A 13047-nucleotide genomic window follows, 5' to 3' on the forward strand; every position below is an offset into this window, starting at 1 on the left:
ATTTTGATAATAACTTTTTCTACCTTTAACACCTGCGCTTTTATGTTTACAAGCACATTAAATTAACATTACGCAATAATTATCCGCGTTATCTCAAAAGATGGAAAAGAAAGAAAAAAGTTCCTACCAGATCAGTCTAGAACAAGCATGGGAGTATTACCATAATAATAAGCAGAAGGAGGCACAAGAAATGGTAGAGTCTTTGATACAGGAATACCCTGAAAAATCTGGCCACCACTATTTACTAGGCCATATCCTTTTATCAGATAAAAAAAGAGATAAAGCTGCTGAACTTTTTTTACTTTCTTTAGAAAATCAGATAGAAAAAGATGGCTATGCTTACTATTGGCTTGGAGAGATTTATAGCCAAAGCCCCTTTATTCCTGACGAGGATGATATGAGTATATATGTCTATGACCCAAAAAAAGCTGAGGAATACTATAAACTGGCAATAACCACCAAGAGTTTTCCAGTACAAGCGTTTACTAGACTTCAGTACAAACTGAAAGGTCAGGAAAAAATAGACCTTTATGAACAGGGTATGAAACACTTCCCTGAGATGGCAGACTTTTATGTTTTGCTCGCCAAAGAATACTTTAATAGAGGTCTTAAAGATCTCCAGTATACAACACTGACAAAGGCCGAAGAGAAGGGGATTATCTCTTCAACCCTATATTATAATTTAGCGCTGCTCTATTATGCGAATGACAGCGACAAAAAAGCACTAACATATCTCGAAAAAGCAATCGACGCAAATAAAGATTACCAGTATTCCAATTATGGATTATATTACTGGTTGGGGCTGGTCCAAAAGAAAATGGGATTGTCTGAAAATGCGGAGAAAAGCTTTCTAACATCTTACAACCTAGTTAAAGAAGACTCTGACTGTATGTTTGGACTCTTAAGCCTACTGGAAATTTATCTCGAAATAGGCAGTTTTGAAAAACTTGGAAACCTCGTACAAAATTTTAACATCAACAGAGAAACCCTTGAAATTCACGGGCGAATTAGTGGGGGGCCTTTAGATCTCTCTGAGCATACTCATGACTTCATTGAAATACACGACCTTGGTCAACTCTATAAACTGATACTGAAATTCAAACCGAGCGAAGATGAGACCTTTGCAGGTAAAATCTGGCTCTTGAAATGGTTCCTTGCAGCAAAAGAAAGGAAGTATCAAGACCAGTTACGTGCAATTAAAAATGCAAAAAAATATCTTAGCAGTTATTCTTTTGATTTTTTAGACGACTTGCACTCAAATTCCCTTTATGAGCTTATAAGCAACAGGACAGGGAATGATAGTCAGCTTGAAGCAACGTATCGTATATTCCTAAGCGATCAAATCCAAGACTATGGCTTGCGAGAACATTCGGTCTATTCTTGCGGAGTGTTAATTGATGTTTTATTTGAGTATAAGCAATTTGACAAGATAATCGAGATTTCCGAGATGTTCAACATTGAACAATTATCTAAATCCGATTCTCTCTTTAAAGTAGCTTATTCATATGTCGAGAAAAAAAGGCCGCAGGATGGCAAGCGAAAATACGAAGACTATCTTCAGCTTAAAGGTGACAATAGTGCCGTACTTAACAATCTTGCCTTAATTTTCCAAGAAGAAGGCAACCACGAAAAAGCGATTGAACTATATAATCGGGGCTTAGAATTATCCCCGAAAGATGATCACCTTAACCGGAACATCAAGAATGCCACGAAAGAAAAAACCGAGAAAGAAGAAGATATTGCAAAACAAAAGCGGGTGAATGAACAGTTCCAATCCGCTGTCATTCATTTGCGTGATGAAAATCAGTACGTGTTGGACAAACTATTCAAATTTGTAACGGACATCAAACTGGAAACAGAATTTAAAGATTGGCGCATACCAATTCCCAAATACAAATTCCCGAAACTATTGTCTTCGGATAAACAGCGTGCAGATTCTCTTATTGGGCAATGGTTGACAAAAAAATACATTACAGAAACTGACGAGAGAAGCGAATACAATGTTGTAATCTACCAAGTGAATCCACTATTGGAAAAAGAACTTATTAGACTTGATACTCATAAAATCCCACAAAAGTGGATTGATGGTTTTGTCGGCATATCAATAAATAATTTGGAAGCCCTCGGTTATTTCGATATTTTGTCACGGATAGGAAAGTGCAACAAAAAGTTTAAGCCGCTTATAGAAAGAGATTTTAATGAAGTTGCCATTAACTATTTGATGGGAAACCTTAAATCAACTATCGTATTATCTGGGTCATTGGTCGAACTTGCATTAACCTATCATCTAGAAAGAAAAAAAATAACTATTCTACCAATCAAGGACTCAAAAGGCAATCTAAAAAATAAAAAATTATATGACTGCGTATTATTTGAGTTGATAGGATATGTGGAAGCAAATCATATGTTTGGCCAAGACTTTGTGCATTTATCTAATCTTTCAAGGCTTTACAGAAACTTTATTCATCCTGGAATGGAACTTAAGGCAACCCTTGACAAGACGAAAGCTGACATATGTTTCATTAGTACATTAGAGATTATGAGGCGAGTATTATCCAAATGATCATACAACCCTAGGAAAAAAACTGTTGTCAAAAAACAAATGGAGCTGGAAAAAAAATTAATTTGTACGAATTGCATCGGAAATGACTATCTCAGAAGGCAAATCCATTCAGAAAACACACGGGTTGAATGCTCCTATTGCGGAGATGAGGTTAATGGGTGTACGATATTGGAACTTGCAGAAGTGGTTGATACTGCATTTCATCAGCATTATGATCGGTCTTCGGAATTTCCTCCAGACAATTGGTCCATATATGAACTTAAAAATTTTGAGTATGAACCCGACGGCGAGCCAATTATCGACGCAATTGCAGAAGCAGTAGAAGTCTCCCAAGAAGTGGCTATTGACATCCAATCAATTTTAAAAGATAAACACTACGACCGTTCAGCAGATGAAATCCATGAATATAGTGAATATCATGATGAGTCCTTTTACGAATTCAAGGGTCAAACAGACGACGAGTGGCAACAAGGCTGGGAGAAATTTGAAGAGGGCTTAAAATCGAGAGCGCGGTTTTTCAGCAAGGAAGCGGAAGAACATTTAAGGCATGTATTTGATGGAGTTGAAATCATGAAAACCCATGAAAATAGGCCAGTTGTACGAAAAATAGGTCTTGGAACTGATTTAACCCATTTATACAGAGCTAGGGTATTCCAATCGCTAGAAAAACTAAAAAAAGCTTTAAAGTTACCAGATATCGAACTCGGCCCACCGCCCTCAGAGTATGCGTCGGCAGGAAGAATGAATGCAAGAGGCATTTCAGCCTTTTATGGTGCGACCTCACTAGAAACCGCAGTTGCAGAGGTGCGACCCCCGGTGGGAAGCAATGTCGTTGTTGCAAACTTCCAAATTTTACGCGAATTGAAAATGCTTGATCTTACCGCACTAAATTTTACGACAAGCGATGGAAGTATATTCGATCCTACCTATGCTAATCGAATTTCCAAGGCTATGTTTTTAAGGAAGCTGTCTTCCAGGATCACCAAGCCCGTGATGCCGGATGATGAGCATTTTGAATACTTATCGACACAAGCAATCGCGGATTTTCTTTCTTCTGAGCTTGAATTCGACGGGATTATTTTTCCTTCTGCTCAATCTCCAGATGGCGTAAACGTTGTATTGTTCAACAAATCTTCTAAAGTGCAGGAAATCTCCTATCCCAAAGGCACACGAATCGAAATTGAAACCTCAGAATGGGATGAGGATATAGAAGTCCCCGCTTACAGTGTGACAAAATGGATTCCTGATCAGCTTGCAGAAAAGGATGCCCGAGACAAGGACATGGCTTACGAGTTGTTTGGATTTCAGCATACAGATAACAAAGTTGAAAGGCCTGATACACTTTCCATTAATGTAGGACAAGTTTCCGTTGAGCATATTTTGCCAACAAAGATCAATCGCTCAAGCTTTCAAGTATGGGACCGCAGCTATCCAACATCAAAAGACATGTATAGAAATCTTTCAGATGACTAATTACCTCTATTGTACTTTTCAATACACTTCACGTGAAAATACTTTTCCCCATCCTAAAATATTCAATCAAGATTGCTAACTTAGTATTATATAGCTCTCAATTATGGACGCAGTTTTTGATGATGATTTTTGGAAAACAAAAAATCTGGTTAGGCCGACGCTTTCTTGTTTAACTTTAGATTCGAGTTTATACAAGACGCTGCTCTATCAAGCCAAGGGTGAAATCGATTTTGATGACAGCGGCATTTGGTTAACCGATAAAACCACAGCATTTAAAAAATTTTCAGCGTTTTTTGAACAGGCTATTAGTACAGGAGCCGAACTGGCCATCACCCCCGAATACTCATGCCCATGGGAAGCCCTTAAAAATCTTCTAGACAGCGAAAAATTTCCAACTGAAAACAATATTTGGTTGATTGGGATGCAGTCTTTAAACCCCACACAATTACGAGAGTTTATAGATGGGACGAAAGACATCATTTGGATTTATGATGAGGAGTTGGTCGAGGACAAACTAAAAACTCAGCCTAATGGCTTTTTTGATCCCGTTTGTAAATTGGTGTGGACTTCAGACAAAGACGGGGTAAAACAAAAGATAATTATTATCCAATTTAAGAATTATCCATTTGGCGGGAAGGATGCCGAGTGGGAACGGAACAATTTAATTTTAGGTAGAAAATTTTTTGTGATTAGAAATAAAAAGGAATCTACTCGCTTGATTACTTTAATATGTTCAGACTCTTTAAAACTGTTGAATTTCAATGAGATTGATGATGAAATGTTTCTGCCTTTGCCTTTGCTAATTGTACATATCCAGTTAAACCAAAAACCCTTTGGAGATAATTATAAACTATACAGGAATCTATTATTCTCTAAAGGGGGAAAAGATTGGATCAAAGAGGTGATATGCCTAAATTGGGCCAGAGGTGTCACATATATGGATAACAATAAGACCAAAACCTTCAATGAGACAAGTGGCTCGGCATTTTACCTTAAATCTACTAAAATCGCGTGCCAAGATGAGGCAATAAATTCAAACCATAGAAACGGGCTTTACTATACTTGCTGGAAAAATAAGGGTGCGCATACCTTTTACTTAAATTTCGACGAATTTGTATTTTTGGCAGAAAACACCAAGCCTGCTCAAATCGCCGCTGACCCAACTCAACATAATAGAACCGGACCGAAAATAGTCCGTACATTCAGATGGAATAATGATGCCTGGCAGATTAACAAAGATAAATTACCTGATGGTTTCATTGAGCTCGTAAGACAGGTTGAACATAAACCGGGTGCTTTAGACTGCATATCCAAAAGCGAAAATTTTTTAGAGGTGGAAAGGTTGGTGCAACTCTGCTCTGGCGACATTTCAGACGCAAAGAATTGGTATGAAATAGATAAAATTATTTCATTGAAAATCAGTGATGATGAAATAAATAATAGAATTGTGTTCACTCAACTTCATGATGAAAGTGCAGATAAATTACGTACTCAAAAAATCCAGAACTATTCGATTTTAAAACACTCGATAATAACAAATCAGGCAGATCTTCCCTATGGTTTTACCGATGTTGACTTGAAATTTTCACCAAAATTAGAGTTGCCTGAAAGGTATCTATTAAATGCACACTCAAAAAATGAAACCTTAAAAGCGACTGCTGTATATTTAGGAAGCTCGTCCAATTCTACAGCGGCTGAAACACAAAAGAGAATATCGGATCTCTTTGAAGATAGTCACCAAGGCAAGCTGGTCATGGTGTGGCATGAAACAATACATGGCAGAGTACGTTACCCTAAAATCATTGGCACACCATCGATCCGTGAAAACGTTCAATCCAAATCCGACAGCTTCACCAAAAAGAGAGACAAATGAAAATTAATAAATTCCTGTGTGAACTATATGGTGTAGAAAATGTTTCATCCGTAGGAGAAACCGAGATATATCGGTGCGTTAAAAAGGCTGATGGTCAAGCATATGCAATAGAATATATCGACTTTACCAATAGTTGGATTAATTGTGAAATTAAAGCATATTTAGAGCCAATAATAAGCGAAGAATTTTATGCAACAGAAGGACATCTACAATGGAATTTCTATTATTTTTTCATTTCTTCCGCTGAAATCATCCAAAAGAATCTTCAAGTAAAAACAAAAATCGAAAAAAACGAATCTTTTGCAAGAAAGTCTGTACAAACCTTGATCGATTTTAAAAACCTTCAAAGATCTTTAAAATCGATAGATATTAATGATGAGGCGATCTTAGGAAACGACTTGTATACAATATGGATTAATGAACTACGAAAATGTGATTTAGAATTTATCAACAGTGATGATCTCAAAACTTATAAAAAACCGATAGATAACTTTTTAAATAACATACCTAAAGCCTTGCCGAATTTGACATCAGTAACAAAAACTATTGACGATTGGAAAGGTTTTAATCATATCAAAAAACTTTCACTGGAATCTTTCAGAGATATGCCGGAGAAAAAAAAGTATGACTTCGGCAGGGTAATGTTGGTTTATGGAGCCAATGCAACTGGAAAGACATCTTTTTTGGACTCCATCGAGCTAGCCGTTACGGGCAAATGCAGCAAGCAACAGGTCAAACATGACTATAGAATAGATCTGGTGGATGACACCGATGTGCTATATAGTTATCCAAGTTCACGTAAACGCTACAAGCTCCAGGATGGATCTTGGTATAATAATTATATGATAAAAGGAAATAACCTTAATGGAAATTTCAATAGATTTAATTATTTTACAAGTGACGCTGCCTATGAACTAAAAAAAAATGATGATGACGACCGAGAAAGCCTGGAAAAAGTTATTGCCGACATCGCCCTCGGGCAGGAAGTAAATAAGTTAGAGGAAAAGATGTCCGGTTTTCAGAAGAGGTTTTCTGAACTCTCCCTTCAATATAAAAAACAACTTGATATACTTGAGGATGATTTAGCTTTTCAAAAAAAAGAATTGACTGCTGTGGAGGCAGTCAATACTGAGCCCTCAGAGTTTAAGGCAAAATTAATTCAGGAAATTAACGACCGTAAATGGAAGCTTCAATCATTTATTGACGATGACGCATTGATTACCCAAGTATCTATCAGCATACAATTCATTAAAGACAGATTAGAAAAATTAGAGAATCTAAGCAAAACCATATCCATAGTTAATAGGGGTAATCTTGAGAACGAATTGTTAAGGCTTATAAAAATTGGCAATAAAATCAATCAACTAGCAGAGAACCATCGGACGATAAATCAAAGTAGTCCAGAACTGACTGATTTAAATATAAAAATTGAAACTTTAAAGTCACTACGCCCATATTTCAACCACCCTGACATCGATGTTCTCCTTGGGCTGGGAAAAAATCTGTCGGAAATTGAAGAGCAAATAAAGCAAAATGAACAAATTTATTTTTTCTTGCAAGAAGTTCCCGTAACCGATAACTTCGTTGAGAAATATGAAAACCTCGATTTTTTCAATATTGAATCTGTCATTACATCCCGTAGGGATGAATTAATCAAGAAACAATCTGAAACGACTTCCAAATTACAGGAAATGGAAAACGGCATTGGTAGGTTACAAAACATCATTTCAGATTTAAAAGCTTCTTCAATGGAGTACGTAAAATTAAAACCTAACGCAAAAGATTGCCCTGCTTGTGGAACGTCTTTTGAGCAGGGAGAACTTATTGAAGCCCTACGGAAAAGCGAAGTCATCTTTTCAAATTCCAAAACAGTCAACGATCTTAAATTAACAAGAGAAGCCTATCGAAATGATATCATTTCTATCGAAATCGAACATACAACAATAGTTAAGCTCAAAGAACTTTATTCAATAGATTCTGATTTCATTGACTTTGGACTGAACAATCTTGCAAAATATGCCAAAAACCTCTCCTCAAAGAACCGGAAAATTAAAAAAGAGAAAATTAAACTTGAAAAGATTAAATCCCAGTTCCATCGACTTGGGCTTACCGAGGAAAGATTTTTTGACTTAATGACAGTATGGAAGAAATTCGGTGCCTCTGAGCTTTCTAAAGAAAATCTAAAAACCCTCCTCAGCAGCTTCAGCTCCGCAAGGCAGCGCCTTCAGAACAAGATCAAAAGACTCAGTACCACCTTGAAAGATTCGAACAAGGATGAAGACCTATTGCGTTACAGAGATATCGAACTATTAAATAAAGAAATCTACTACTCAGAGGAAGCGATTAGAGCCTATAAAGACTTGCATTCATACCTATCTTTACCTGAAGATATAAACTTAAATAACTGTTTTATTGACTTATCCACTATAGAATCTGCTCACAATTTGTTCAGGCAACGTTACTATGAAGAGAAAAAAGCTGAGATTGGCCTTAAATCTGCTGAGCAGACTATCCAGAAACTGACCTCCCGTATTGTAAAGACAAAAACTTTAAGGGAACGAGCAAAGATTGGAGAAGAGGCCTTGACATCCATCTTGTCAAGATTTAATAAAAATGAATTTCTAAACAATTATATAAATGAAAACAGGAAATCAATTGTGAAAATCTTCAATCTTATACATTCTCCCAAGGAATTTCAAGATATTCTGTTTGTAGAAAATAAAATTAAACTTGTAAGTCCCAATAGCTCAAGACCACTGGACGAAATTAGTACTGGTCAAAGATCTGCATTAGCGCTAAGCGTATTCCTGAGCCTTAATGCAAAACTACAAAAAGGCCCTAATATTATGCTTTTTGACGACCCAATCGCATATGTAGATGACCTGAACATTTTGTCATTCTTGGATTACCTACGTGAAATAGTATTGAAGTCTAAAAAACAAGTTGTCTTCGTAACGGCCAATAGTGATCTAGCTTTCCTTTTCAAAATGAAATTTAACTTTTTAACTCCTGAACATTTTTCAGCGCATGAATTTCAAAGAAGTAGTATGAATTGATTTGTCAATCTATGTCAGATAAAAAAGGGCTACCAATGGCAGCCCTCCAACTCAAATAAAACACTTAAACTCCTAGTTCTTGTCCCTGCTTTTTATTCTTGGCCTGCGACTTGTCCCTGCTCTGCGCATATTCCTGCTTTATGTCAGGCTGTTTTAAAAACTGCTCGCGTTTTTCTGGTCTTCCTTCTTTTGTATAGAGGTTAATCTGGCTGTAACGTGGAACCGCTTCCAGTTCCAGCTTCATAGGTTCGCCATTCTTCTCTACCGTAACCAGAGCACGATTACCATTTCGGATGCTTCCTTCTAAGATTTCACGCTTTGCCTGATCACCTAGTTCCTTGATCTCAAATTTGTCCAGCACTTTAGAAAGGTCAAATCCGTAAGCAGGATCGGTATATTGGTTGATCATAAAATTGCCGAACCTATCCTTTGGCACGTCAAAATCAAGCTTGATCCAGGCCTTGTACTGCTGGCCAGCCTGGGAAACCATATCATCACGGTACACCGCACGCCCTTGGATGAGATTCACTGCCTGCTCGGCCGTAAAACCTTTTCCCTTTTCCACATAAATAGTTTGGTTGATCGGAGAGGTTCGGTAGGTCTGTCCAAATTCCTTCTGCACATAATTCACCTTTCCATCTTCCATCGTTGCCAGTTTCACCGCTGAATTTGCATCCTTTCCAACCACCAAGTGGCTGATTCCTTTCTGCTCTTTCAACTGGTCCTTCTGACCGTTGAAAAAGGCGATCCCTTCAGCAATATGCACAAAGCTCTTGGTCATTCCCTTATCAGCTCCCTCAGTTTGGGTGAGCACCATGATTTTTTGCCCTTCGGGAATTGCCAACCCTTTTTCATGGCACACCTCAAATTTGTTCAGGTAATAATAATCTGACTGCCCAGACTGCTTGAAGAACAAGGTCATATCCACACGCCCTTTTGTCGCTTCCATCGAATCATACAATTTAAAATCAGCCACATTCGCCTTCATCTTTTCTTCCATCTGCTCGATGAGCTCTTTTTTAAAGCCCAAGTTTGCCATCTCCTCACGGAGGTTCTCTAAATTATTCAAGTTCATGATAAATTTGTTATTGGGAAAGCCCATCGTAAGCTCACTTAAGGCCCGCAGCTTTCCCGTGTCATTAATTCTGTTAATTACGACCCCTACATTCAGCGACGGGGGAAAGGGATACACCTCATAAAACTTATCCTTCCAGTAATTTTTATCGATTCCCATCAGGTAATCCCCCAAGCCATTTCCCGAGCCATACTGAACAAGCAGCATATCCTTGATCCTAATAAGCTGGTCAAACTGATCATCGTTGCCTCCTCCAAGCACATAAAGCTCAAGGTCATGGAATTTCAGTAGCACGGGGCCCAGCTGATCAAACAGTTCGTTCTCTTCCCGCCTTGACATGAAATCCCTTGGCAAGACCTCGGGAATCGCGATTGCCCTGAGCAGCTTTTCAACCTCACCGATCGCCGTTCCCTCATTGAAATCAAGCGGAAGCTCTACCTTCCTTTTTTTCCAAAGCTCATAGCCCAGAAGTTCCAGCTCGCCTTTGCTGTTGCCACTGATCTCAAGCGCAATCCCTATCACATCCTCTCCAACTGAACGCTTGACCACCACCGGGCGGCCAGAGGAAAGTAGGGCCATGACCTGCGTCTTCACCGAATCATCCAGCAGCCCAATGTCAGCCAGTTGTTCCAGCAGCCTTTCCATCCTAGAGTTGCCTGTTCACCCGAAGGAGTACCGGCAGATCAGCCTTTAGCTTGACCTTGACCACTCGCACTTTTCTCGATAAAAGTGACTTTGCAGCATCTATCCCAGCGCCCGCCAGTTCTCCACCAACGCCTTCCATGCCATAGACCGATACACCCGAAATCCCATCAGCCGCACCCATTCCAGCCGCTTCACGAAAGACCGCGTCGGGCGCATCAATCCCAGGCATGCCATCCAGCGAATACACCGAAAGGTCAACCGGAATAATTTGGCTTCCGAGACGCACATTCTTAATGTCCAACAGCAAACGCTGGTTGGTAATCTTGCACAATGCAAAAAGCAGATGCCCCTTTGGTATCACTACCCCAGAAAGCAGCACCGAATCGGTCAACCGCAATTTCACCGAAGCACCCTGCACCACCTTTTGGTTTCCATCAATTACAGCCGTAATCGCAGAGAACTTCTCCAAGTCCTGTCCAGCATAGATCTTTCCCAACACCTTGGCCTGCGCCCGAACAGGGTTTTGGATATCCAAGATCTTTTCCAAAACGGAATTCATCTGCTCCATTTCGGGATCTTTCTGCTTGCCCTCCTGCATGGATTTCATCATCTGCTCCAATCGGTCGACATCGTCGGAAATAGAAGCATTGCCTCCGCCCAAATTCGTCCTTGCCCTGGATTCCACTACAGGCGTAACGGGGGCATTGATCTCTTTATTCAGCGCTTCGAGTTTGGCATTGATCTGCGTGGTCTTTTCATCCTCGGCCCCAAAACCCAGCTTGCTTGCAATCCCCGAAACCCCGTTTTCAGCTGAAGTATCCTTTCCAGCCTTGGCATAAAACCCCATTTTATCCAAAGGCTCGTCGGTCTTAAAATTCGCATCCGGTAAAGCAGTATTGATCCCTTTGCTTGCAAGCGAAGGATCATTCACCTGTCCACGACCGCCACCCATCGCATAGAATGCCAGCGCCATAAAGGGCAAAAGCATCAGCGGCAGCACCAAAAGGATCTTCCTTTTGTCCCTTGTTTTTTTAATTCTTTCCATAAAAATTGATTTGTGTAAATAATCGATTATCTAAATAGGCTGCTCACCAGCCATAGGCAATAGCCAAAAAATATCAGCCCAGCAATCACCAGCACGGCCAACAAAACCCTTTGATCCATTCTTTTAGCGACACTATTCAGCTTTGCCGAAAGGGAACTTTGCCAAACCAGAATCCGCCCAGCAATACGCTCGGCCACCACATCCAAAGAGCTATCACCAGCCGTTTTTTTATTTCTCTTGAACCATCCCATAGCTTACGGCTTTACCACATCTGAATTCTCCAAAGTTTCCCAGCGCTGGATCAAAAACCCATGCGGATTGTTGTCCGACCGCGATACGTTGCGCAGATAACCTTGGGTCACCAAGCGACGGACAACCGTCGAAGTTGAGCGAATCAATTGCTGCGTTGCAAAACACTTGAAGTAATAGGGATAGACATCTAGGTTTAGTTCCACCGAATCGATAGCAATCTCCTGGGAGATATTGGCAGAAATCAGATTGGTGAAGTAGCCCTGCTCTTTTAAATTATCATAGCTTTTCTTTGCACTCTGATCGGCCAAATTAAGCGCCAGCAGCATATTTCTTTGGATCACCTTTTCATCTGGATCAAGTGTAAAAAACCAGTGGTGGAACATCTTTACATGGTCACGTATCTCTACTCCAATGTTATCCTTGCGCTCTGCGGAAAATGCCTCGATCGCCTTACCGTTAGCCAGGATATACACCCTGGCATTATTGGTCCGCACCATATCAAAGCTCTTGTAGATCGCAAACCCCGAGACGAGCACACACGCACAGATCAGAAAAATACTGAAGGCCTTGATGTGCCTAAAAGCGGTATCTATATTTTTAAATTGTGTAAACATCTTTTCAAGAATTAATTAAAAACCTAAGACTGTTTGCCCGAAAGCTTATCCCGCTGATGGGCATTTCCACCATCGGGAAAATAATCGCCCGTAGATTCGGACGCATATCCCTGTCTCATCTTCCTCACCCCTTCGCCCAATGCATCGGCCGCCATTCCGCCCGCCGCAGAAGCACCACGCATCCCGGCCGAAGAAGTGCTCGAAATGATCGAATTCACTTTCTGCAAAACAATATTTCCGCCTCCTGCATGTACCACGTAATTGGCAATCGATGGAACGCAGGCATAACCCACTACGCCGATCAGTAGAAAAATCAGGTAAGCGATATCGGTCGAGGAGAAAAAGGTATCTCCTGCGGAATCGATTTGGGAGATAGTCGAGTGGGTAAGGCGGAATTTCACCCCAAACCCCTCACAGAACCGTACGTGAAACTCTCGCTTCATACGGCTCT

At 39.9% G+C, this 13047-nt stretch carries 9 protein-coding genes; 4 read left to right on the plus strand and 5 right to left on the minus strand.

Translation table 11 applies throughout. From position 1 onward, the window contains the following. Positions 1 to 100 precede the first annotated feature (100 nt). The 4 genes from AC07XU_RS15810 (at position 101) to AC07XU_RS15825 (ending at position 8965) form a co-directional block, all read left to right on the plus strand. Positions 101 to 2563, plus strand: coding sequence for a tetratricopeptide repeat protein (locus AC07XU_RS15810; RefSeq protein WP_494944602.1), 2463 nt, complete (start codon positions 101 to 103; stop codon positions 2561 to 2563). A 39-nt stretch (positions 2564 to 2602) separates the two neighbouring features. Beyond that, complete coding sequence (locus AC07XU_RS15815; RefSeq protein ID WP_494944603.1) at positions 2603 to 4036, plus strand: RES family NAD+ phosphorylase; 1434 nt, start codon at positions 2603 to 2605, stop codon at positions 4034 to 4036. 103 nt (positions 4037 to 4139) lie between these two features. Further along, positions 4140 to 5909, plus strand: a complete 1770-nt coding sequence (locus tag AC07XU_RS15820; protein ID WP_494944604.1) for a hypothetical protein — start codon at positions 4140 to 4142, stop codon at positions 5907 to 5909. After that, complete coding sequence (locus tag AC07XU_RS15825) at positions 5906 to 8965, plus strand: hypothetical protein (RefSeq protein WP_494944605.1); 3060 nt, start codon at positions 5906 to 5908, stop codon at positions 8963 to 8965. Before AC07XU_RS15820 ends, AC07XU_RS15825 begins: the two co-directional genes overlap by 4 nt. A gap of 64 nt (positions 8966 to 9029) precedes the next feature. On the opposite strand, the gene AC07XU_RS15830 is transcribed toward AC07XU_RS15825, so the two are convergent. The 5 genes from AC07XU_RS15830 to AC07XU_RS15850 form a co-directional block, all read right to left on the minus strand. Continuing rightward, on the minus strand, positions 9030 to 10685 hold the full coding sequence (locus AC07XU_RS15830; RefSeq protein ID WP_494944606.1) for a hypothetical protein: 1656 nt from the start codon (positions 10683 to 10685) through the stop codon (positions 9030 to 9032). A gap of 1 nt (position 10686) precedes the next feature. Next, entirely contained in the window at positions 10687 to 11730 is a 1044-nt protein-coding gene (traM, locus tag AC07XU_RS15835; RefSeq protein ID WP_494944607.1) for a conjugative transposon protein TraM, read from the minus strand. A 26-nt stretch (positions 11731 to 11756) separates the two neighbouring features. Beyond that, the gene (locus AC07XU_RS15840; protein WP_494944608.1) at positions 11757 to 11981 is read right to left on the minus strand and encodes a hypothetical protein; all 225 of its coding nucleotides are present in this window, start codon (positions 11979 to 11981) and stop codon (positions 11757 to 11759) included. Between the two features lie 3 nt (positions 11982 to 11984). Next, positions 11985 to 12596 carry a conjugative transposon protein TraK gene (gene traK / locus AC07XU_RS15845; protein WP_494944609.1) on the minus strand — a complete coding sequence of 204 codons (612 nt, stop codon included), beginning with the start codon at positions 12594 to 12596 and terminating at the stop codon, positions 11985 to 11987. A gap of 23 nt (positions 12597 to 12619) precedes the next feature. Further along, the coding region (locus AC07XU_RS15850) for a TraJ family protein (RefSeq protein ID WP_494944610.1) at positions 12620 to 13047 on the minus strand (428 nt) is incomplete at its 5' end.

This window comes from Pedobacter sp. GW456-11-11-14-TSB4 (genome assembly GCF_059424425.1).